The organism is Paenibacillus lacisediminis, from assembly GCF_046567315.2.
Genome location: NZ_JBKIAX020000001.1, coordinates 686,412 through 708,649, shown reverse-complemented (window position 1 = coordinate 708,649; position 22,238 = coordinate 686,412). Strand labels below are relative to the sequence as shown.

At 51.9% G+C, this 22,238-nt stretch carries 18 protein-coding genes; 5 read left to right on the top strand and 13 right to left on the bottom strand.

Annotation, left to right across the window (positions count from 1 at the left end; translation table 11 throughout):
* Nucleotides 1-60: 60 nt before the first annotated feature.
* A complete protein-coding gene (locus ACLD72_RS03025; RefSeq protein ID WP_410997934.1) occupies nucleotides 61-954 on the bottom strand; it encodes a copper amine oxidase N-terminal domain-containing protein in 894 nt (297 codons plus the stop codon).
* A gap of 566 nt (nucleotides 955-1,520) precedes the next feature.
* Nucleotides 1,521-2,270, bottom strand: a complete 750-nt coding sequence (gene gpmA, locus ACLD72_RS03020) for a 2,3-diphosphoglycerate-dependent phosphoglycerate mutase (RefSeq protein WP_410997936.1) — start codon at nucleotides 2,268-2,270, stop codon at nucleotides 1,521-1,523.
* A 195-nt stretch (nucleotides 2,271-2,465) separates the two neighbouring features.
* Here gpmA and ACLD72_RS03015 point away from each other — a divergent pair, with 195 nt between their 5' ends.
* Nucleotides 2,466-3,059 (top strand): hypothetical protein, encoded by a 594-nt coding sequence (locus ACLD72_RS03015; RefSeq protein WP_458475526.1) that lies wholly within the window; start codon nucleotides 2,466-2,468, stop codon nucleotides 3,057-3,059.
* 101 nt (nucleotides 3,060-3,160) lie between these two features.
* Nucleotides 3,161-3,838 carry a tetratricopeptide repeat protein gene (locus ACLD72_RS03010; protein ID WP_410997942.1) on the top strand — a complete coding sequence of 226 codons (678 nt, stop codon included), beginning with the start codon at nucleotides 3,161-3,163 and terminating at the stop codon, nucleotides 3,836-3,838.
* Nucleotides 3,839-4,258: 420 nt separating this feature from the next.
* Here ACLD72_RS03010 and ACLD72_RS03005 read toward each other — a convergent pair whose 3' ends face one another.
* The 10 genes from ACLD72_RS03005 to ACLD72_RS02960 all read right to left on the bottom strand — a co-directional run bounded on the left by ACLD72_RS03005 (nucleotide 4,259) and on the right by ACLD72_RS02960 (nucleotide 18,169).
* Nucleotides 4,259-4,690, bottom strand: coding sequence for a GNAT family N-acetyltransferase (locus tag ACLD72_RS03005; protein ID WP_410997943.1), 432 nt, complete (start codon nucleotides 4,688-4,690; stop codon nucleotides 4,259-4,261).
* The gene (rpiA, locus tag ACLD72_RS03000; protein ID WP_410997945.1) at nucleotides 4,675-5,361 is read right to left on the bottom strand and encodes a ribose-5-phosphate isomerase RpiA; all 687 of its coding nucleotides are present in this window, start codon (nucleotides 5,359-5,361) and stop codon (nucleotides 4,675-4,677) included. Before rpiA ends, ACLD72_RS03005 begins: the two co-directional genes overlap by 16 nt.
* A gap of 152 nt (nucleotides 5,362-5,513) precedes the next feature.
* Complete coding sequence (locus ACLD72_RS02995) at nucleotides 5,514-6,761, bottom strand: MFS transporter (RefSeq protein ID WP_410997947.1); 1,248 nt, start codon at nucleotides 6,759-6,761, stop codon at nucleotides 5,514-5,516.
* A gap of 77 nt (nucleotides 6,762-6,838) precedes the next feature.
* Nucleotides 6,839-8,329 carry a UxaA family hydrolase gene (locus ACLD72_RS02990; RefSeq protein WP_410997949.1) on the bottom strand — a complete coding sequence of 497 codons (1,491 nt, stop codon included), beginning with the start codon at nucleotides 8,327-8,329 and terminating at the stop codon, nucleotides 6,839-6,841.
* Between the two features lie 16 nt (nucleotides 8,330-8,345).
* The gene (locus ACLD72_RS02985) at nucleotides 8,346-9,821 is read right to left on the bottom strand and encodes a tagaturonate reductase (RefSeq protein ID WP_410997951.1); all 1,476 of its coding nucleotides are present in this window, start codon (nucleotides 9,819-9,821) and stop codon (nucleotides 8,346-8,348) included.
* A 202-nt stretch (nucleotides 9,822-10,023) separates the two neighbouring features.
* The gene (locus ACLD72_RS02980; RefSeq protein WP_410997953.1) at nucleotides 10,024-11,031 is read right to left on the bottom strand and encodes a LacI family DNA-binding transcriptional regulator; all 1,008 of its coding nucleotides are present in this window, start codon (nucleotides 11,029-11,031) and stop codon (nucleotides 10,024-10,026) included.
* Nucleotides 11,032-11,151: 120 nt separating this feature from the next.
* The gene (locus tag ACLD72_RS02975; protein ID WP_410997955.1) at nucleotides 11,152-12,546 is read right to left on the bottom strand and encodes an MFS transporter; all 1,395 of its coding nucleotides are present in this window, start codon (nucleotides 12,544-12,546) and stop codon (nucleotides 11,152-11,154) included.
* Nucleotides 12,547-12,717: 171 nt separating this feature from the next.
* Entirely contained in the window at nucleotides 12,718-14,145 is a 1,428-nt protein-coding gene (uxaC, locus tag ACLD72_RS02970; protein WP_410997957.1) for a glucuronate isomerase, read from the bottom strand.
* A 373-nt stretch (nucleotides 14,146-14,518) separates the two neighbouring features.
* Complete coding sequence (helD, locus tag ACLD72_RS02965) at nucleotides 14,519-16,882, bottom strand: RNA polymerase recycling motor HelD (RefSeq protein ID WP_410997959.1); 2,364 nt, start codon at nucleotides 16,880-16,882, stop codon at nucleotides 14,519-14,521.
* A 258-nt stretch (nucleotides 16,883-17,140) separates the two neighbouring features.
* Nucleotides 17,141-18,169, bottom strand: coding sequence for an FUSC family protein (locus ACLD72_RS02960; RefSeq protein WP_410997961.1), 1,029 nt, complete (start codon nucleotides 18,167-18,169; stop codon nucleotides 17,141-17,143).
* A 152-nt stretch (nucleotides 18,170-18,321) separates the two neighbouring features.
* On the opposite strand from ACLD72_RS02960, the gene ACLD72_RS02955 reads away from it, so the two are divergent.
* The gene (locus ACLD72_RS02955; RefSeq protein WP_410997963.1) at nucleotides 18,322-18,846 is read left to right on the top strand and encodes a hypothetical protein; all 525 of its coding nucleotides are present in this window, start codon (nucleotides 18,322-18,324) and stop codon (nucleotides 18,844-18,846) included.
* Between the two features lie 68 nt (nucleotides 18,847-18,914).
* On the opposite strand, the gene ACLD72_RS02950 is transcribed toward ACLD72_RS02955, so the two are convergent.
* Entirely contained in the window at nucleotides 18,915-19,979 is a 1,065-nt protein-coding gene (locus tag ACLD72_RS02950) for an AI-2E family transporter (RefSeq protein WP_410997965.1), read from the bottom strand.
* Between the two features lie 546 nt (nucleotides 19,980-20,525).
* On the opposite strand from ACLD72_RS02950, the gene ACLD72_RS02945 reads away from it, so the two are divergent.
* Both ACLD72_RS02945 and ACLD72_RS02940 read left to right on the top strand, forming a co-directional pair.
* Nucleotides 20,526-21,599: a bifunctional 3-deoxy-7-phosphoheptulonate synthase/chorismate mutase gene (locus ACLD72_RS02945; protein WP_410997967.1), complete on the top strand. Its 1,074-nt coding sequence runs from the start codon at nucleotides 20,526-20,528 to the stop codon at nucleotides 21,597-21,599.
* 167 nt (nucleotides 21,600-21,766) lie between these two features.
* Nucleotides 21,767-22,051, top strand: coding sequence for a hypothetical protein (locus ACLD72_RS02940; protein WP_458475525.1), 285 nt, complete (start codon nucleotides 21,767-21,769; stop codon nucleotides 22,049-22,051).
* Nucleotides 22,052-22,238: the final 187 nt, after the last annotated feature.

The following is a 22,238-nucleotide window of genomic DNA, read 5'->3' as shown; positions in this document are numbered from 1 at the left end:
GTAGCGGAAACTAAGACATATTTCACATCTTAGTTTCCGCTTTTTGTGCTTCAAAATTATTTATTTCAGTTCCTGCGCCAACTTTTGAACTTCGGAAAGCGGGGCGCCGGAACTATTCCCGCCGACAATCACAATGGCATCATCGTATTGTCCGAAGAGCTCTTCCAAATCCCCATTCTCTTTACTGTTGAGGAATACTGTATATGCTTCCTGCTTGTCGTTGCCTGGATAAACCTGAGATATGGATATGGAGCCCTGCTTCTCACCGACCGGATAGGTGTAGGTTTTTCCGGGAGTCAAACTGGTTTTGGCTCCTTTTGCTGTTGAATAGACAGCAGTCGCTTCCTTCGGCAAAGCAAACGTTAGCTTGCCGTTCGCTACTTGCATATTATCTGCAAACAACGCTTTAGCCAATTTTGTATAACCTTCATTCCAGGTAAAATCACCACTATACACGTTGTTTCCATCCGGTACAGGATCCGGATCGGTCACTTCTTTTCCCGTGCTAATGCTCACAAGCTTCTTGCTTTGATTCCAATCGACTTTTGCCCCCAGCGCTTCGCTTACAAACCGCAGCGGCACGTAAGTACGCTCTTGCTGCAGCCGGGCGGGAACATCCAAAGTTACGACGGTTTCTCCGACCACAACTTGCTTGCTATTAATATTCATGCTCATTTTTTTATCGCCTAAAGATGTAATCACCGTCTGATTCACAATAGCTCCGGAAGCGGTTTTCTTAAACCCTACATCCGCTCCAAGCGCCTCGCTAACAAACCGCAAAGGGATCATTACCCGATTATCTTCATAATAAGGTTGTGCATCCGGAAAAGAGATCGTCTTCCCATCAACCTGTACGGTTACATTGACCTTGGCGGCAGCAGCCGCAGATACACTGAAACCTAGCGCCATGGTAACGGATATCATGATGAATACCACTCTTTTTCTTAAAATCATATAGTCATCTCCATTTCATATTCTCTCAATTATAATCGAATCACTATTTTCCGGCAAAATAAATAAGCCGCTCCAACTGCAAGCGACTTTCAATTATGTATGGACTTCATTCAAACAACCCCTTGGTAGTGGTGAACCTTATCCAAAATAAGGTCCACCACAAAAATGTACCTCTACCAGTGATGCTTTTTGTGCTTTTTACACTTAACTACTGCTGTTTGTCCGGGTTTGAGAATCACTACAATAACCTTTTTATGATCATCTTTCATGTGACACCCCTCCCTTCGAACAAGACTTAATTCATTTTATGTAAGCCGCTGAGAAATGAATCGGACAAATAAATCAATAAAAATGTGTAAATTAAAAGATGGATTCAAGAGGAGAACAGCAGCCTCTCTATCCTTGTGCATGGTTCTGCCAGCTCTTCATTCTGGCCTAGGTATCTGAGCAGGGACTTAACGACCAGGAATCGCGGTTAATTTATTCGAAAAGACCGCTAGGCAGGACATCCCATAAAAAAATCGTACTTAAGGGCAAAACCCTCTATGTACGATAGAGCAAGACTTTTATTCGAGAATTCGGTCAGGATTGGCCGCTGTTTCAATTTTGTTCGAAGTACGTCCTTCGCTTCCAAGATAATGTTTTTCGACGGGTTTTAAGTGCTCGTCAAGCGTATAAACAAGCGGCGTTCCTGTCGGAATATTGACATCGACGATCGCTTCGTTGCTTATATTCTCCAAATATTTGATGAGCGCCCGCAAACTGTTGCCATGGGCCGCAATGATGAGCTTTTTCCCAGCTTTGATTTGGGGGGCGATTTCCTTTTCCCAGTAGTCCTCGACCCGAACGCCCGTCTCCTTCAGACTTTCGGTCAACGGGAGAAATTGCTTAGGAACATCGCGGTATTTGCTGTCATTGCGCGGATTTCGTTCATCTCCGGCGGTAAGGGCGGGTGGGAGAACATCATAACTTCGCCGCCACTTCATTACCTGCTCCTCGCCATATTGACGGGCGGTCGTTTCTTTGCTTAACCCTTGAAGGGCTCCGTAATGCCGCTCGTTGAGCTGCCAGGATTTGCGGACCGGAATCCAGAGCAGGTTCATCTCATCAAGAATATAGTCCAACGTTTTAATGGCACGCTTCAAATAGGAGGTGAACCCGGCATCAAATTCGAATTTCTCCCGTTTCAGCAACTGCCCGGCTTCCTTTGCTTCCATGACGCCTTTTTCGGATAAATCGACGTCGGTCCAGCCGGTAAACAAGTTGGATTTATTCCATTCGCTTTCACCGTGTCTGACAAGCACTAATTGATACATGTTCTTTCCCCTCCTCTATCTTATCCTTACCTTTCTTTTCCGTTTCTTCTTAAAACATACTACGTTTGCCGCAGCGGTTCAAATTTCTGTTAGTAAGGCCCCGCCGCTCGTCTTTATGCATATCGCTACGCGGGCAGGGCAACCTAACTCTGGTTCAATCACCAACCTATATCTTTAGAGGAGGATTTTCATTTCATGTACAGCAATGTTAGTCAGCAACTCCGTGAAATCGAGCAAATGATGCGCCAATTGGAGCAGCAAACCCGTCAAGCTACGATGATGTATCAGCAAATGCTGCAGCAGGAGCATCATAATGCGCTGCAGCTTGAAGAGCTGGCTCAGCGTGAACACAGAGCGGCGCAATCGATTCAAAGCGCGCTGCAAGGACATCACAACGCGATGCAGTCCTATCAACGCGTGGCCCAAATCGCAAGCCAACTCGAAAACAGCATCCACTCGATGAACGCCAGCGCAAGCTTCGGCCAATCCGGCATCGGCCAAAGCTCGTACGGCGTGCAGCATATCGGAGCATCCGGCTACAATCCGGGAAGTGCAGGAAGCTTCAGCTCCTCCGGCATCAGCCACTCGATTCCCGCTTCCGGCATTGGAAGCGGGATGTCCTCTGCTTCCGGCATGGGCAGTGGAATGTCAGGAGCGTCCGGCAGCGGCATGGGCAATGCGATGTCCAGTACGTCCGGCATTGGCAGTGCACCAAGTGTATCCAGCTCCGGCTCCGGCTCCGGTTCCGCGTCCACCGCTTCCGGCGGCCATATGCGCGGATTTCAGTAATTTCCCAAAGAACAAGCCGTCCGGGCGGACGGCTTGTTCTTTTTTCGCGTTCTCCTGCCCTGTGTTATAATGGAAATTAATTCATTGGTTGGAGGACACTCATGAGTAAGTTTATTCTGTTTTTTGCCTTAACCTGGTTGACCGGGAATCCGATTATCGCCATCGTGATTTTGCTCCTTATCGTCTACTTCCTGGATCGGCAATTTATCGGCATTTTCCCCAGCATAACGAAGCCTTTCAAACGTTCCCGCAGTATCTCCCGATTGCGGCAGCAGCTTGTGCTAAGCCCGTTCGACGTTTCTTCCAAACGCGAGCTTGCCCGTCTGCTGCTGGAACGGAAACGATATCGCGAAGCCTGGGACCTGCTTGAGGATGTCAAGCCGTCCTCGGAAACCTCCGCCGAGTTTTGGAGCGATCTGGGGGCCGCTCTACTTGGGCTGGGGCGCCTCGAGGAAGGTGAAGAACAAATGCTGCGCGCGCTTTCCCTGAATGATCGCGTCAAATACGGACAGCCCTATCTCCTGCTCGCCTCCGCTTTTCGCGACAAAGATCCGCAAAAAGCGCTGGATTACGCCGCCAAATTCAGGGAAATCCAATCCTCCTCCAGCGAAGCCTATTATTTGCTAGCCGGACTTTATCAGTCGCTCGGACGCAAGGAGGAGGCCAGACAGGCGTTCAACGAATCGATCGCCGTTTATCGCAGTTTGCCGAAATACAAAAAACGGCAGGAACGCAAATGGGCACTGCGCAGCCTGATTAAACGAAGCACATTAAACTAAACGGCCGGATTATAAAGACCGCCGGAGGAATCTGCTCCGGCGGTCTTTTGATATTCGAAATAGCGGTCATTTGTAAATCTTGTCCGTCTATACTCCTCTACATGAATTAACTGAATCCAGGGCTTAATCCATTTCCACGAGATGCAAAAGTGCAGTTCAATTTCACTCAAATGCCCCGAAAATGCTTTGTCAAATGCAAAACTGCAGTTCATTTTCGATCAAAACAGTCTTTTTTATCAAACTGCCCCAAAACAGATGCATTTTTGCATTTCAATCGCCCCAAAGCAGGTGAATTTCTTCAATTGGAATGCACTTTTGCAGTTGATTCACACAGACCATAAAAAGCTGCCGCCGATCCCTCAAAGGGAGGCAAAAATAATGCCTCGGCAGCTCCCCCCCCCAATAATTGCTCTCCGAGAATTATTCCTCATTCTCCTCGTCCACGTTGTACACACAGCGGAAGCGCTCTTCCCCGTAAGGGCCGCCGCCAAGACCGGTGATTTGAAAGCCGATGCTGCGGAAAAACTGGGCTTCCTCCTCGTCCGTGTCCGCGACGATGCTGTCCGGGTTGGCATGGGACAACGCCAGCAGCACCATTCCCCGTCCATATCCCTGCTGCCGTTTCTCGGGCCGTACGACAAGATGAATGATTTCCAGCTCGCGAGATTCATTGACCCGAAAACCGATCAGCCCGACGATTTCGCCTTCGTCCTCATAACCGTATAGTTGGCCCGCGCCGGAGCGGTACACCTCTAACGCTTCCTCCAGTGCTTCAGGTTCCAAAACGGCGGCGTATTCCAACAGCTCGCGGATTTGCGGCTCGTCCACCCGCGAATTTACTTGCTTGAACATGTGGCCTCCTTGATTTCCGTATGCCCGTCATCGTAGCCGACAACGACCGTATCGGCAATTCCGACGAATAAACCGTGATCTACGACGCCAGTCATCGCTTTTAACTCCTTGGCCAGCGCGGCCGGGTTTTCAATTTTGCCGAATGCGGCGTCGACAATATAGTTTCCGTTGTCGGTGACATACCGTTCTTCTCCTCGCATCCTCATCTCAAACGGAACGCTATAGCGTCTTTCCAATTGTTTCAGCGTCCATTCATAGCAAAACGGCACGATTTCGATCGGCAGCTTAAATTGCCCTAGATGCGGCACGATTTTCCCGCTGTCGGCAATCACGATAAACCGGTCGCTGTTGATGGCGACCAGCTTCTCGCGCAGCAACGCGCCGCCGCCGCCTTTGATCAGCGAAAGCCCGGGATCAACCTCGTCCGCCCCGTCGATGGCGATGTCCAAGCGATCAACTTCACCAGCCTGAAGCAGCGGAATATTATATTTTACGGCAAGCTCCTCCGAAGCGTTGGAAGTAGCGATGGCACGGATGCGCAGCCCTTCGGCGACCATTTGGCCGATTTTCTCAATCGCATAGTAGGCCGTGGATCCGGTTCCAAGCCCTACCTTCATCCCGTCCTTAACCCACTCCGCCGCGCGGTACCCTGCCGCCTGTTTTGCATTCATGTGATTCCCCTCCAAAAAAATAATGGCCTAAGCCTTTATGTAATACCTGTCCATTCTTTCATGCGACTCGCTTTTAATCATACCAAAAAAGCCCGCACAATAGAACAGCGGAGCTCCAGCTCCACTGTCCAGGCAGGCGAATCCTATGGAGTTTAACCCTGATGCAGCGGCCGTGGCGTTTTCGTGGGCCGAGAGACTCCGCCGCGCCCCGAATGGGGTTTAACCATCAGCAGAAGCAGCAGCATCCCCGCCAAAGACACCCCCGCGATGACAAAAAACATCGTCATATGCCCCCGCTTCATCAGCAGCGACATCACCGGCGGCCCGGCCGACACCCCGATAAAACGCATGCTGCTGTACAGGGAAGTAATCGTGCCGCGCATTTCCTTGCCGATGCCTTCGGTAATCAGCGCGTCCTGGCTGGGGAGCACCATGCCGATCCCCCCGCCGCAAACAACAAGACAAGCGATGACGAAATAAATGTTATTGAAAAATCCGATGCCGAAAAGGGCAGCCGTCGCAAGCACCAGACCCGCCACCCCCAGCCATTTCATGAGGATTTTGTTTTTCCCGATCTTTTTCCCGGTCAGATACGAAGCGAGGCATAACGCGGCGAGCGGAATGGCCAGCACTAAACCTTTGATCACGCCTTTCAGTCCGTGCTTCACTTCCAACTGCTCCGACAAGTAAAAAAGCACGCCAAACAACAAAAACATGCAGATGCCGCCGATGGCGAAAATCGCAAACAGCCAGCGCCCCTTCTCCCTGAACACTTCCTTAACCGCACGTAAAAACTCGGGCAGCGGTTTCGCCTTCTCCCTTCCCTTCGGTTCCTTAACCAAAAACAGGACGAGCAACAATGAGATCAGGCAGAGTACAGGTATCGCCAACAACGGTACATACCATATCCAGGCGCCCAGAAGCGCGCCGAGAATCGGGCTGAGCACCTTGCCGAATGTATTGGAGGTTTCGATGATCCCCAGGTTATGGCTAACCTCCTCCTCATCTTCGAACAAATCGCCTACGAGCGGCAGCACGATCGGAAAGGCTCCGGCAGCTCCGATACCCTGCAAAAAACGTCCGGCCAAAATCAGCCAATACACAGCGATGCCATCGGCAAACCAATCGGCAACGCCCGAAACGGCCCCGCCGATTCCGGCAAGGATCAGGCTGGGGATGATAATCGCTTTGCGTCCGAATTTATCCGACAGATAACCGGCCACGGGGATTAGCAAAATCGCGACAACCGCATACACCGTAATCAGCATGCTGACCTGAAACGAAGTGACGCGGAGCGCACGGGCAATTTCCGGCAAGATTGGGATCAGCATGGAATTCCCCAGCGTCATGATAAGCGGTATCGAAGCCAACGCAACCAAATCGCCTTTTTTGCTAACCATAGGTCGTCCGCCGTCCTTCCGTATAACGTATATAACCGACCCGGTTAGTGTCTTAATTTTCGGCGAAATTATACCTGCTAAAGGGTTACTCCGTTTTTGAAAATCGCAATCTCCCGAAAGCCGTTTTTCTCGTTATTGACCCGCTTGCCGCTGGCGATATCCGTAATAAAGTTCAGGAAATCGTCCAGCACCTGATCCGGATCCCCATCCTCAACCAGAACGCCGGCGTTATAATCGATCCAATGCGGCTTATCCCCATGCAGCGCCGAGTTGGTCGACACCTTCACCGTCGGCACAAATGTGCCGAACGGAGTTCCGCGCCCGGTCGTAAACAACACCATCTGGCATCCGGAAGCCGCCAGCGCCGAGGATGCAACCAGGTCGTTGCCGGGGGCGCTCAGCAAATTCAAGCCTTTTGTTTTAAGGCGTTCGCCGTACCGCAATACGTCATTGACTTGAGAAATCCCCGACTTCTGCGTACAGCCCAGCGATTTATCCTCCAGTGTCGTAATGCCTCCCGACTTGTTGCCCGGCGAAGGATTCTCGTATACCGGCTGCTTGTAATCGAGGAAATATTGCTTGAAGTCATTGATCAGATGAACGATCTTGCCGAACACCTCTTCATCGGCGGCACGCTCCATCAAAATCGTTTCCGCCCCAAACATCTCCGGCACCTCCGTGAGCACCGTCGTCCCGCCCTGCGCCGCCATATAATCCGAAAGGCGGCCCAGCAGCGGATTGGCCGTAATGCCCGACAGCCCGTCGGAACCCCCGCATTTCAGTCCGATGTTGAGCGCGGACAGTGGAACGCTCTCCCGGCAGTCCTTGCGCGCGGCCTCATAAATCTCCTTAAGCAGGCGCACGCCTTCACCAACCTCATCGGACACTTCCTGGGACACGAGGAATTTTATCCGGGAAGCATCGTATTCACCCAAAGCCTCTTTAAATTCGTTCATTGTGTTGTTTTCGCAGCCCAATCCCAGAACCAGCACGCCCCCGGCATTCGGATGTTTTACGGCATCGGCCAGCATCGTCCGGGTATGGACATGGTCGTCACCAAGCTGTGAACAACCATAATTGTGCTTCAGGACAAGCGCGTTCTCAAACGGCAGGGTCGATCCGACCTCCTGGATAAAACTGGACAAAATCAGGTCGGCCACCCCGTTAACACAACCCACGGTCGGCACGATCCACAGCTCGTTGCGGATGCCGACACTGCCATCCTTTCGTTTGTATCCTTCAAAGGTCCGGTTTTCGCAGGAAAACGGATTGGACGCGAGTTTGGGGGTGTACCTGTATTCCTCCACGCCCGTCAAATTCGTTTTCGTGTTATGCGTGTGCACGTGGCTGCCGGGGGCAATATCACGGATGGCGTGGCCGATCGGATAGCCGTATTTGATCACATTTTCGCCGCTTAAGATCGGGGTCAGCGCAACCTTGTGCCCCCGTCCGATCGCTTCCGTCAAAGCAATATCGCGCCCGTCCACGCTGATCTTTTCGCCGGCGGTATAGTCCCGCAGCGCAACGGCCACATTGTCGCTCTCTTGAATCCGGATAAACTCTTTCATTCGCGCGCCCTCCCCATCATCGATCGGCAGCGGCGGATGTCCCGAGCAAATCGCCCAGCGCTCGCACCATGCCTGCCGATTCGATGCGGTACAAATCTTCCGCCAGTTGATCGGTCAGCCCGCTCACCTCGTTCAAATCCGCGCCCCAGCGTTCCTTGGAAGCAAGGACCTCCATCACGAGGCGGCGGATGGCTTCAGGCGAACCGTCGCAAACCTGCCACAATGCGGCAAATTGTTCCAACACATCCTGATCGTCGGCAAGCTCGATCGGCTCCCCGCCGCGTTTTCCTCTGTAGAACGCCAGCAGCGCGGCGAATGAGAAGGTGAGCTTCCTCGGAAATTTCCCTTGTTCTTTGGAATAGGTAAGCAACGTCGGCAGGTCCCGGGTTTTGAATTTGGACACGGAATTCAGCGCAATGCTCATTAAATAATGGCGGACAAACGGATTGCGGAACCGTTCAAGCACGGCCGCCGCAAAAGACCGCAGCTCTTCCTCCGGCAGCTCCAGCGTAGGAATGATCTCGTTATATATCAGCGACTCTACGAATTTTCCCACGATCGGGTGATCGAGGCTTTCGCCCACCGTTTCCAGCCCGTAAAGGTAAGCCACCGGGGTTAAGGCAGTATGCGCCCCGTTCAGTATTCTGACTTTACGGGTCCGGTACGGAGTCATATCGTCCACCACCAGCACCTGCAGTCCCGCAAGCTCCGCCGGAAATTCCTCCTTGATCCATTGCGGCCCCTCGATCACCCACAGATGGAACTGCTCGCCCACAACGACAAACCGGTCCTCATACCCCAGTTCTTCGGTAATTTCCCCGATCCGCTCCTTCGGATAACCCGGCACAATCCGGTCGACCAAGCTGCAGCAAAACGTGTTGGCTTCATGCAGCCAGCTTATAAAATCAGCGCTCAGGTTCCAGAGTTCGGCATACTTCAGCACAATCGCTTTCAGTTCATCGCCGTTGCGGTCGATAAGCTCGCAAGGAATAATGATGAAGCCTTTGGAACGGTCGCCGCCAAAGTATTGAAAACGGCGGTACAGCAAAGCGGTTAGCTTGCCGGGATAGCTGGATTGCGGCTGATCCTCCAGCCAGTCCGACGGTACAAAAGCAATCCCCGCCTCCGTCGTATTGGAGATGATAAAGCGCAGGTCGGGATTTTCCGCCAGCTTGGCATACGCCTCATATTGGTTGTAGGGATTGATGCCCCGGGCCACCGCTTCAATCAGCGAATGTTCCCGGACAGCCCGCCCCTCCTTCATTCCCTCCAGATAAACGGTATAAAGTCCGTCCTGCTCATTCAGCGCCTCGGCCAGGCCCGCGGGAAGCGGTTGGACGATCACTACGTTTCCGTTAAAACCGGTTTGCTTGTTCATGATATCGATCTGCCAATCGACAAAAGCCCGCAAAAAATTGCCTTCCCCAAACTGCAGCACTTTCTCCGGACGAGCGGCGCGGTTCGGCACCATGGTTCGCGTTAATCGATTCATCACAAAATTCCTCCATCGCATCAGACTATTAATCATTTGAATTCGTAAATTTATTAATGCACACGTTAACATATTAGCAAACTATTTAAACAAATCAATCAAATTATTAATAAGTTCATAAAATATGCACACGTTAAAATAAATAGGCGATCAAGCGACCGGCTACCCTTAAGCAACCGGTCTGACTCAAGTTGCTGCCGCCCTACAGCCCAGCCGGCTTCCCGGTGGAGTTCCGCCGCATCAGCTTCGTCTTCAGGAACAGCGTCTCACCCGCGGCTGACGGATCGTCGATCAGCTGTAGCAGCTTGCGTGCGCCCTCGGCGCTGATCTCTTCGATCGGCCGTTTAATGGTGGTCAGCGACGGCGTGGTGAATTGGGAAAACTCAATATCGTCAAAGCCGATCACCGAGACATCCTCCGGCACCTTTTTGCCCTGCTCAAACACGGCTTTGATCGCACCGATGGCCATATCGTCATTGGCGCAGAAGACGGCAGTGGGAGGCTGCTCAAGCTTAAGCAAATCCTGCATGGCCTGGAACCCGCTTTCCATATCATAGCTCCCATGCACAAAATAACCGCCGACAATCGGAATGCCGCTGTCGATCAATGCGTTCAGCAGCCCTTCCCTTCTTTGCTGCGTCGACTTAAAGCCCTCGACCCCTTCAATCATGGCAATGCGCGTATGGCCCTCGGCGATCAGATGTTTTCCCGCCGCGTACGCTCCTTCCTTGTCATCCGATAAAATATTGATAATCCGCGAATCTGCCACTTGACGGTTCAGAACCACGAGCGGAATCTCCTGCTGCAGCACATGGTAAATAAACGCGTTATCGGATTCGCTCTGGCTCATCACGATAATGCCGTCAAACCGTTTGCGATGGATCGAGGAATAATCCTCGTAGTCTTCAATGCCGCGCGTGAACAAATTGTATTCGACATCGATGACCCGGTTGACCCCGCTCATGGCGTCGGCAAAAAAGCTCGAGGAGGTCCCTCTTTTCAGACTGGTAAAAAACAAACCGATCGTGTACGACCGCTGCATCACCAGGCTTTTGGCGTTGACGTTTGGCGTATAGTTCATTTGCGCCGCAAGTTCCATAATTTTACGTTTGGTTTCTTCCTTGATGAACGGGCTGTTGTTCAAAGCCCGGGATACCGTTGTATGGGATACGTTCGCCAGCTTGGCGAGATCTTTGATCGTTACTGTCATCCGAATGAGCCCTCTCTTATCAGCATCCTGTACTTGCCGTCTTTTCTTTTAACAATAGCATAACCCGGGCAAGCAGATAAACGCCTCATAAGACTTGGGGAACACATTCACACATTTTTCTTATTTGTTGGCCGCTTGCAGCTCCTGAACGATCTGCTCGTGTTTTTTGTCCGTCAACTTATACATGTAACCAATGACAAGCGCCGCCAGCGTCAAAGCCACAGCCGGATAAAGCAGCAGCAGACCCTTGATTCCGACTAAAGTGCCTGCTTTCTGGGCTACATTGGGGACATACCCCACCAGCCAAAGACCGATCCCGGAAAGGAACCCGGAGAGCGATTGCGCCAACTTCCGCGAGAAATTAAACAGCGAGTAGGTTGTTCCCTCTTTGCGTTCGCCGGACACCCATTCCCCGTAATCGATAATGTCGGAGACGAAAGCCCAGGTTACGCCGTTCGGAATGCTGATGCCGATAAAAGCGATGCTTGCGAGCACCGTAAAAAGCACCACATTGGACGGCATAAAGAAGTTCAGCAGATCGGCGGCAACGCTGATGACCATCCCGATCAAAGCCGTTTTCTTCTTGCCGAATTTGGCAACCAGCTTCGGCAGGAAAAGCACGCCGATAAAGGAAGAACCGATGATAATGAAGTTCATATAAGCCATGAGTTCCACATTGCCCAGGTTATATTCCGCGAAATACACCAGCATCGCCGATTTCAGGTTGTAGGCGGAAATTGTAAAAATCGTCATGAGCACCAAAACCAGCAGCGGTTTATTGGATATGAAGGTACGGACAATCGTCATAAAAGTCAGCTTTTCCCGCGGTGCTTCCTGCTTCACAATCCGCTCCTTTGTCCCGCGGTAGCAAAAGAAGAAGGCTACGATGCCGATGGCGGACATGAGCCCCATCACAACCGGGTACCCGATTTTTTCGTTCGGGAAGCGGACGATCAGCGGCATTACGATCACGCTAGTCACAAACAGGGCGCCCAACGAGCCGGCCTGCCGGAACGAGGACAACGACGCCCGTTCTTTGGTGTCCTGTGTAATGGCCGCCCCCAAAGAACCGTAAGGAATATTTACGAAAGAATAACCGATGCCCCAGATCATATAAGAAGCGTATGCGTAAAACAAATTGCCGCCGGAGGATAGTCCCGGGCTAATAAACGTTAGAACCGTCAGCACGGCAAGCACGAAGCTTCCATACAGCAAAAACGGTCTGAATTTGCCTCGGGGGCCGATTTTTTTGCGGTAATCAATCGAAGAACCGACGATCGGATCAACAAAAGCAGCGAACAATTTGCTCACCAGGAAGATGCCCGCCGCCGCTTGCGAGGATATGCCCGCGACGTCGGTAAAGTATTTCAGCAAGTACAATTGTCCGAGGTCAAACATGAATCCGTTTCCAAAGTCGCCCAAACCGTAGGAGATTTTCTCCTTTAATCCAATGCCCTGATTTGGGCTTCCTGTGTTGTTCAGGGTTTTTGCTTGTTCAGTAACAGCCACTCCCATATGCTATCCTTCTTTCTATTTATGTGAAAAATTTTGTGAAAATATTCACTTGCAAATTTACAATAAGCGGTATTTTCCGGTTTCTTCGACATATCGCAGCCTTTTGCCCTTCTTTTGCGGTATTCACTTTTTAGGCAAAAGATAGCGGCAAAAGGCTTCGAACCGCCGTGCTTAACCCGGGAACGCCGCCATGGCCGGAAAAGCAAAGTAGCGCTTGGCGTTTTCGTAGCAAATATTTTGCACCATTTTGCCGAGCAGCTTCATATCATCCGGCGCTTCTCCGTGCTCCACCCAGTTTCCGAGCACCGCGCACAACAATCTGCGGAAGTATTCATGCCGAGTATACGACAAAAAACTGCGTGAGTCTGTAAGCATTCCGACAAACGCGGACAATACGCCCAAATTCGCCAGCGTTTTCATCTGTTCGGTCATCCCGTCGATATGATCGTTGAACCACCATGCTGTCCCAAGCTGCATTTTTCCGGGTATGCCGGACGCCTGGAAGCTGCCCATCACACTGGCAAGAACCGGGTAATCGTTCGGATTCAATGAATACAGAATCGTCTTGGGAAGCGCGCCTTCACGCTCGAGTCCATCCAGCAAGGCCGCAAGCGGCTTGGCAATCGCCCCGTCATTGATGGAATCGTATCCCGTATCCGGCCCGAGGCGGTTAAACATGCTCGTATTGTTGTTGCGCAGCGCGTGAATGTGCAGCTGCATCGCCCAGCCGAGTTCTGCATAAAGCTTGCTCATATAGCGCAAAGTGTGCGATTTGTACATCGCTTCCTCTTCGGCCGTAATTTCTTCTCCCCGGAGCGCCTTGGCGAATATGGCGGCGGCTTCCGCACGGGTCGCTTCCTTATACGCAAGCACATCGATCGCATGGTCGGATACCCGGCCGCCAGCCGAATGGAAGAAGCGAATCCGCGCTTCCAGCGCTTTAAGCAGCCCGTCGTAATCGGCGATGGTTTCCCCGCATACACCGGACAGCTTTTCGATCCAGGGCAGGAACGTCGCGCGTTTGATCTCCAGCGCTTTATCCGGACGGAAACTTGGCAGTACAGCGGTTTCAAAACCGGCAAGCTCACGGATCTTGAAATGGAATTCCAGCGAATCGGCCGGATCGTCCGTGGTGCAAACGACGGTTACCTTCGATTTCGTAATCAAATCTCGGGCCCCAAACCCTTCGCCTTGCAGCTGACGGTTCACCTTTTCCCAAATCAGCGGAGCCGTCTCTTCACTAAGCAGTTCATATACCCCGAAAAAGCGCTGCAGCTCCAAATGCGTCCAATGATACAACGGGTTGCCGATCAAGGTCGGCACGGTGCGGGCCCAGGCCAAAAACTTGTCGTAATCGCTGGCCGCGCCGGTGATACACTCTTCGTCCACTCCGTTCGCGCGCATCACTCTCCATTTGTAATGGTCGCCGTAAAGCCAAGCCTCGGTAATATTGGCAAACTGCTTGTTCTCATAAATTTCCTGAGGGCTCAAGTGGCAATGGTAATCGATAATCGGCATATCCTTGGCCCAATCGTGGTATAACCGTACGGCTGTTTCGGTGGAGAGAAGAAAGTTCTCATCCATAAATTTCTTTACCACATCCGTATCCTCCCGCAAATATTGTTAACGTGAACAATTTGTTTTAAAAAAAATGTCTGCGCGCAGAGATGGTGAGAAAAAAATCACATAATTGCCGGCAATATGATCATCTCAATCCTTAAATGTTCACGTTACCATTATATTGTATCCGTTTTATTTCCTTACGCAAGATTTTATTTGCAATCTATTGTTACAGAACTATGAATTCGCTAACGAAAAAAAACGGACAACCGAAAGCTAAAAAAGTTGAACTACTGATCGAACCGAAGAGGCAGCTTTCCCCGTTCCATTCCATATTTTCAACTTAAATAGATTGGTTGTCCGTATGATTCGCATGATCGCTATCTTGCTTTTGTAAACCGCTTATCCGGCTTCAGACAGGCTGCCGTTCGCTCACGTAGAGGGCGGCGTCCTGGCCGGTAACAAACGGGCTGGGCTCGCCGAGTGAGTAAATATAAAGCAGATGCATCGCCCGTGTGCAGGCCGTGTAGAACAGCTTCCGCTCGCTTTCCCGGGAATACTGGTCCGCCGAGGCGTCATAGATCAGTACGGCGTCGAATTCGACCCCTTTGGCCAAATAGGCGGGGATCACCTGCACCCCTTTTTCAAAACCAAGCGTCGTTTTCTTCACCAGCTTCGGCGGCGCAGGCAAAAGCGGCTCCAATGCCTGCTGCACCTCCGCGCTCTGCTCGGCCGTTTTACAAATGACCGCCACCGACTCGAACCCTTCTTCCGCCAGGCGCTTCAGGTCCTCCGATATTACCCGCAGCAGCCTTTCCCGGTTGTCCAGAACCGTTACGCGCGGACGCTCCCCGCTCCGGTTAAATGGAACGATGTGCTCCCCGCCCGGAACCATGCCCCGCGTGAATTCGACGATCTCCTTGGTGGAACGGTAGCTGCGCGTCAGCGAAATGACCTCGGTTTCCTCCGGACCGTACAGGTCCACCAAAAGACCGGATTCCTGCAGCACGGAGCCGTGCGCGTAGATCGCCTGGTTGAAATCGCCCAAAGCCGTGATCTTTGCCCGCGGGAACAGCCGTTTCAGGAAAAACAGCTGAAAAGCCGAATAATCCTGGGCCTCGTCAATGATGACATGGCGAATGGACGTATTCGATCTAAAGCCCAGAAGCAGCTCCTTCAGGTACAATAGCGGGGTGATGTCCTCGTAAAACAGCTCCCCTTCGGCGATTTTCCGCAGCGTCTGGGAGCAAATTTCATCCCAACGCTCCGGCAAAGCTCCCGGATGCACTTCACGGAACAACGAAACATCGCTGAACAGCTGCGTATACAGCCGGGTCACATCGACGAAGCGCAGCGATTTCACCCATTTCCGCAGCGGCTTCAGCCGTTCGCTCACGACCATTTTGGCCAAAATCGTTTTTTCGTCCTCAAATTCGCTGAAGGAATCTCCTTTGCCTTGATTCTTGCGCCGCATCCGCTGGTAAGCCCGTTGGTAGTCCTCGGTGTCCAGCAGCTGAATCTGTTCCTCGACCCAGGGTTGATCCAACTCGCTTTTGCCGAAAGCGGCCAGCTCTTTAAGCAGCCACTCCTTCAACAACTCGCAGCGGTTGGCGAGCCGGATCGCCGGTTCGTAACCGTAAAATTGCGCCGCAATCGCTTCCGCACCGATCACCTCGCGGCCTTGAAACCGCAGCGGCTTGAATTTCATTTCTTTCTTCTCCAACAGCTCCTTGTAGCGGGCGATCGCCTCCAGGTATTGAACGGACGATTTAAAGCGGATCCCGTTGATCCGCGCTTGATAAGCCTCATCTTCTTCGGAAGACAAGACATATTCGATCTGCACGAACGGATCCTCAAGCTGGAAATCCCGGCCCAGCCGGTGCTCGAGATATTCCTGGAACGTCGTTTGCTGCATGTTCTCTTCCCCAAGCTCGGGAAGCACGGTCGATACATAGCTGTTAAACATCGGATTCGGGGAAAACAATATCATCTGATCCGCCTGCAGCACGTCGCGATGCTTATACAGCAAATAGGCGACACGCTGTAAAGCGGCCGACGTTTTGCCGCTGCCCGCGGCTCCCTGCACGATCAGCATCCGGCTGCGGTCGTTGCGGATGATAAGGTTTTGCTCGCGCTGGATCGTGGCAACGATGCTTTTCATCTGCGCGTCGGAGCTGCGGCCAAGCACCTGCTGCAGCAGTTCATCCCCGATCGTCACGCCGGTGTCGAACATGAGCCTTAGTTCGCGCCCGCGAATGACATACTGCCGTTTAAGCGTCATCTCACCCGATATGGTGCCGGAGGGAGTTTCATAGGAAGCCGGCCCGGGCACGCTGTCATAATACAGGTTGGAGATCGGCGCCCGCCAATCGTAAACAAGAAACTGCTCGTCTCCGTCCTCCAGCAGGGAGGCGATGCCCAAATAGATCGCCTCGGCCCCGGCTTCTCCTGCTTCGGCGAAATCGATCCGTCCGAAATAAGGGGACTCTTTCAGCCGTTTCATTTTTCCGAGCATGGCGGAAGCGTGCAGGTGGCTTTTTTCCCGCTCCGCAAGCACCTGGGATTGCTGCCGGAGGCTGGTGGACGTTTCGCCCACGTCATCAGCCTCGCTGAAATTGACGGTCACTTCATCCCAAAAATCTTTGCGCATGGTAACGACATCCCCGCGAACCGCACCGACCTCCCGCTCAAGTTTGCGGATTCTGGCGTCGATTTGGTCGGCGACATACTCTACGCGGCGCTGCTCTTCAAGCCAAGCCTGGTCTTTATTGTCCAATTCAATCGCTCCCTTGGTTTACGTTCAGACTATTGACAATCAAATAAACACGTGATATAATCAAAAGGGATAAACACTTTTATATCTACCTATTTGCAGTCCATTTTTTATTGTATCAACTTTGCCCTTAATTTTCAATCTATGTATTATTTTTTCCGTCATGAGAGTCCTGCCGCTTTGGCAGGACTTTTTCTGCTTTAAACGCGTGGCTTTAAATGCGTGATCAAAAGATGTCCTTGAACTACCTCATTAAGGCACTCACTCCTCCGCAGCTGCAGCCGCACCGGTATGATCCGCCAGCCTGTTCAGCCTTTCCAGCTGATGCCCGTATTCGTACATTTCCGCCGAAACGATCGACAGCCGCAATACCCCGGTCCGCTCCGCCGCATACCGATCCAGCATCCGCCGCAAAAACGCGTCGTTTTCCTGTTCGAACTGCATCGCCTCCCCGTAATTGGGCTTAAGTTTATCATCAAATTTCAGCATGATATGCTCGTGAAACTTGGTCAGCTTCTCCAAATGCTCGTCGAATTCCCGGTTCAACTCCGGGGAACGGACGGCCTGAAAATAATGCTGGTCCACCGCGTTCAGCACCTCAAAGCCTTTCCGCAAGGCGCTGAGCATCTGTTTGTAGACGACCAACCCACGATTGTCACTGAACTTCGGCTTGCGCAGTTTGTTTTTCTCCTCTTCCATCAGCTTATACTTGTCCGTAAGCGAACCGATCGTATCCTCAAGCGCCCTTTTTTCACTGCGGAACACCGTCTCCTTCATTTCATCGGAAATCGCCGTCCGGAGCAGCAGCGACAACTGGTCGAATGTTTGCCGGACCTGCTGTTCGAACTGCACTTTCGGTTTGGGCGGAAGAACGAGAATGTTGATTATAAACGCGGACAGGATGCCGATCATGCTCAGCGCAAAACGGTTCAACGCAAACTCCCACTGCCCTGAAGCTTCCATAACCGAAACTACCGTCACCAGCGTCAAGCCTATTGTATCCCCCATTTTGAGCTTCAAACAAATCATGATGACCAGAATACAGATTAATCCGACGGCAATCGGTTCATTGGAAAACAGCATCCCGCCCAGCATCGCCAAAACGGCGCCCAGCGTATTCGTTTGCAGTTGGTCGATCAAATAACGCCAGGAGCGGTAAATCGTCGGCTGCATGGCAAAAATCGCCGCGATCGCCGCGATGACGGGAGATGATAGATCAAGCAGCACGCCGATATATAAAGCCAGCGTTACGGCGATGCCCGTTTTGAGCATTCTTGGACCAAATGTCACGGATGATTCCTCCCATGATCAACAACATTTCGTATATTTTAAGCGGAAATTTAAGAAATATTAAGCTTCCATTAAGATACTTGACGCGTTTTTGGTCAAGACTGATGGAGGCAAGGACCAAATTATTCTAAACGAAGAGGTGAAGAAAGTCTATGGTTAAGCAAAAACGAAAACCTTTTGTGATGAAAGGTGCCCTTGCGATCCTGTTGGGCTTCAGCCTCACGGCGGCGGCCATCCCCGTGTATGCGGAAGGGACCGCAGCCCCTGCGGGCCAAACGCAGGAGACCCCGAGCCCTGCGCAAAACGAATCAAAGTTCCACCGCCACCACGGCCATTTGCGCGGAGGCCATATCGTCAAGGAAACGGCCGAGATGCTGGGCATGGAACCGAAAGTGCTGGTGGAGCGGCTCAAACAAGGCAAAACGCTCCTCGAGATCGTTCAAGCGCAAAAGGGCTGGAGCGAGGATGAGTATCTGAAAAAGCTGACGGAGACCGCAAACCGGAACATTGACCAAGCGGTCGCCGAAGGCAAACTTGACCAGGAGAAAGCGGACAGCATCAAAGCGCAGCTCCCGGAAAAGCTGAAGAAGGCGATCAACCGTTCCTGGAAAGACCGGATGCCCGGGGGACATCCCGCGGCAGACTATCAGAACAACCAAGTGAAGTGGAAAAATTAAGCCTAAAGGAATGCGATAGAAAACCGCTGGACACATCATCCAGCGGTTCTCAATTTCCCCAGCGCGGATTACTTCTCCTTGGTCGGCTCCGGCAGCCTTGGCTTACGCGGCGTTTTTCCGACCGGCACCTCCATAATATCGAGCAGGAACATGAAAATCGGCACCCCGACAATCAATCCCCAGACGCCCAAAAAGTGCTCGGAAACGAGCAAAATCATAAACGTGTAAAAAATCGGCAGATGCGTTTTGCTGGACATGAATTTCGGATTGAGGAAATAAGTTTCCACCGCATGCACCACGGCCACCATCACGAGCACGTAGATGATTTTGACCACCCCGCCGATTTTAAAGGCGATCGCGCACAACGGAACCAGCGATACGATCACGCCCATAACCGGGACCAAACCGAGCAGGAAAATCATAATCGCCAGGGCAAACAAATTCGGGAACCCGAAAATCCACAAAAATATCGTCGACAGGATACTATTGACGAGGGCGATCAAAAATTGCACTTCGATCACTTTCCCGAAGGACTGCACGAATTTTTTGCCGAAATACTCCAGTTCCTTGAACAGCCCTCCGATTTTGCTTCCCCTGAATTTTATCGTAAATCTCAACACTTTTTCTTTCTCCAGCAGGAAGAATAAGCTGAGGATGATCGCGATAAATAAATTCAGGCTCCATTTGCCGATATCCGACAACGTGTTGAGCAGAAAATCAACCCCGTTATGGATGTAAGCGGTCAAATCGAAGTCCTTCAAATACTCCACAACGTAATTCAGGATCGTGTTATCCGGAAATTCAGGCGGATTCGCATAAAAGGACATGACCTGGTTGACCAGATCGGTCAGTTCCACGGTAAATACCGGCAAATAGTAATACAGCGCGACGCCCAAAAGCGAGATCATGACGACATAAATGAACACCAGGGTCACGGCCCGATTGATGCGGATGACCTTCGCCACGTTGCGGCTGATAAAATTGTGCAGCCGATTGATCAAATAAGTGAGGATAAAAGTGATCAAAAGCATATTAAGCATGCTGCGGGCAAAATACAGCACAAGGACGACAAACAGCAGAGCCAGCGCTCTGCGGAATCCCGCCATTTGAAAAAGCTCCCTAAAAAACGTCATTATCGGCTACCTGCTCCTTCGTCGTTCGGATAGAAAACTAAAAAAAACCTCTGACGTTAATCTTAAGCGAGGCTATGCTACTTTGCAAATGTATATGCCTAAAAATTTGGTAAATTCATTGTAAAATTTTCGGACGTCCGGATTTTATGCTTTATCGTGCCGCAGATTCAAAGTTTTGATGCGTTGCCCCGTCTCATTGCATCTCTTCACGGTTCGGCATATAATTTCGTAAAACGCAAAAGCGACAATGAAGGAGAAAAGTAAGCGAAAGACGCCCTGTCAGGGACGGCGGTGCCACAGACTGAAAGCACCCCGCAGGAGACGCCCCGCCGAAGTTCGCTCCCGAGTCGGCCTCTGAACATCCGGCGCTGCCGGTCAGTAGGAGGATCCGGCCGCACACCGTTATCCGTGCCTGAAGCTGAGCAACACAAAAGTTGTCTAACAGGGGTGGTACCGCGGAATCGACTGTATTCCGTCCCTTGATGGACGGCTTTTTTTGTTTATTTGGCACTTATTTTTGAACTATCTTAAAAAGGAGAGATCGATGTGAGTGAAGCATTAAACAAACTGCGCCAAAAACTGGACATCATCAACGATGAGCTGCTGCGCCTGCTGAACGAACGTGCCGCCGTCGCCCGCGAAATCGGCGAAATCAAAGAAAAACAGGGCGTCCCCAAATTTGACCCTGTCCGCGAAAGAGCGATGCTGGAGGAGTTGACACGCCGCAACCCCGGTCCGTTCAAGGATTCGGCGGTCAAGCATATTTTCAAGGAAATTTTCAAAGCTTCGCTGAACCTGCAGGAAGAGGACCATACCAGACAACTGATCGTCAGCCGGAAAAACCAGCCGGAGGATACGGTCATCGACGTCCAGGGCAATATCATTGGCGGAAGCACGCAGGTGATGATCGCCGGGCCGTGCTCGGTCGAGTCATATGAGCAGCTGCGCACGGTCGCCGCCGCTTTGAAAGCCGCCGGTGTCAAAATCATGCGCGGCGGCGCTTTTAAGCCGCGAACCTCCCCGTACGACTTCCAAGGGCTCGGCGTCGACGGGCTGAAAATGCTGAAGGAAGTCGCCGATGAATTCGGGCTGGCCACGATCAGCGAAATCGTCCACCCGTCCCATATTGAGTTGGCCGAACAATATATCGACGTGATCCAGATCGGCGCGAGAAATATGCAAAATTTCGAGTTGCTCAAAGCCGCCGGTGAAGCGCGCATCCCGGTGCTGCTCAAGCGCGGGATTTCCGCGACGCTGGAGGAATTCGTGCATGCCGCGGAATATATCGCGGTAAGCGGCAACACCCGCGTCATGCTGATCGAACGCGGCATCCGCACGTACGAGAAGTGGACGCGCAACACGCTTGACATCTCCGCGGTTCCGCTGCTTAAGCAGGAAACGCACCTCCCGGTTTTGGTCGACGTCAGCCATTCCACCGGGCGGAAGGACATCCTGCTGCCTTGCGCCAAAGCGGCGCTGGCTGCCGGGGCGGACGGCGTCATGGTCGAGGTGCACCCCGACCCGCAGACCGCTTTGTCCGATGCCGCACAGCAGCTCGATATTCCGCAGTTCCAGCAGCTTTGGTCCGGAATCCGCGAATCCGGTCTGCTTAAGGAATGATCAGGCAGATAAGAAAAACGCCTGATGGCGTCCTTTTATGACTCTGCCTTCTACGTTAGAGCGATTGGAGGGGTGGGTATGGGGTTTCACCCCATACCCATTCCCTCTTCTGTTCTACTACGTGACTGAGATGGCTGTCTATAGCGTTCGTGTCTTAGTGTCCCTGCATGCTGCTTTGCACGATTATCCCTTTCGTTCAGTGGGGGGCAGTATCCCCATATTCGAGTGCGGACGGTTCAAGCATCAAAGAAGGACTTTTACTCGGCACGATTTTTGAAGGAATCCGGCTGCCTCTGTTGAAGTGGTTCGAGGCCCTGGATTTGTTCCTGCTCCATGGCGGCATCTCGGCAATACGGCTGAGCCAGATGATCGGGGTGACCACAAGCCACCTCCAAACGTATCTGCTTCTCCTGAATTTATCTTCTTCTCTGCTTCCTTATCAAACGGGATAATCGTGCAAAGCACTCGGACAGCGGATGTTGATCTGCCGACCAGCCCACTGGCCTTCCCATTTCTCAAGCTTTCAACGCCCTTCAGGCATTGCACAATCGGTTGCCGGCTTGACTGTCAAGTACTGATTATTGGGTCGAGTCCTAGTATAACAAAACCGGCCCTGCTCGCTAGTAACGAGCAGGGCCG

Bases quoted from the DNA above. Each gene is read 5' to 3' on its own strand.
- ACLD72_RS03025 (WP_410997934.1), bottom strand. From the start codon at position 954: ATGATTTTAAGAAAAAGAGTGGTATTCATCATGATATCCGTTACCATG.
- gpmA (WP_410997936.1), bottom strand. From the start codon at position 2,270: ATGTATCAATTAGTGCTTGTCAGACACGGTGAAAGCGAATGGAATAAA.
- ACLD72_RS03015 (WP_458475526.1), top strand. From the start codon at position 2,466: ATGTACAGCAATGTTAGTCAGCAACTCCGTGAAATCGAGCAAATGATG.
- ACLD72_RS03010 (WP_410997942.1), top strand. From the start codon at position 3,161: ATGAGTAAGTTTATTCTGTTTTTTGCCTTAACCTGGTTGACCGGGAAT.
- ACLD72_RS03005 (WP_410997943.1), bottom strand. From the start codon at position 4,690: ATGTTCAAGCAAGTAAATTCGCGGGTGGACGAGCCGCAAATCCGCGAG.
- rpiA (WP_410997945.1), bottom strand. From the start codon at position 5,361: ATGAATGCAAAACAGGCGGCAGGGTACCGCGCGGCGGAGTGGGTTAAG.
- ACLD72_RS02995 (WP_410997947.1), bottom strand. From the start codon at position 6,761: ATGGTTAGCAAAAAAGGCGATTTGGTTGCGTTGGCTTCGATACCGCTT.
- ACLD72_RS02990 (WP_410997949.1), bottom strand. From the start codon at position 8,329: ATGAAAGAGTTTATCCGGATTCAAGAGAGCGACAATGTGGCCGTTGCG.
- ACLD72_RS02985 (WP_410997951.1), bottom strand. From the start codon at position 9,821: ATGAATCGATTAACGCGAACCATGGTGCCGAACCGCGCCGCTCGTCCG.
- ACLD72_RS02980 (WP_410997953.1), bottom strand. From the start codon at position 11,031: ATGACAGTAACGATCAAAGATCTCGCCAAGCTGGCGAACGTATCCCAT.
- ACLD72_RS02975 (WP_410997955.1), bottom strand. From the start codon at position 12,546: ATGGGAGTGGCTGTTACTGAACAAGCAAAAACCCTGAACAACACAGGA.
- ACLD72_RS02955 (WP_410997963.1), top strand. From the start codon at position 18,322: ATGGTTAAGCAAAAACGAAAACCTTTTGTGATGAAAGGTGCCCTTGCG.
- ACLD72_RS02950 (WP_410997965.1), bottom strand. From the start codon at position 19,979: ATGACGTTTTTTAGGGAGCTTTTTCAAATGGCGGGATTCCGCAGAGCG.
- ACLD72_RS02940 (WP_458475525.1), top strand. From the start codon at position 21,767: ATGCTGCTTTGCACGATTATCCCTTTCGTTCAGTGGGGGGCAGTATCC.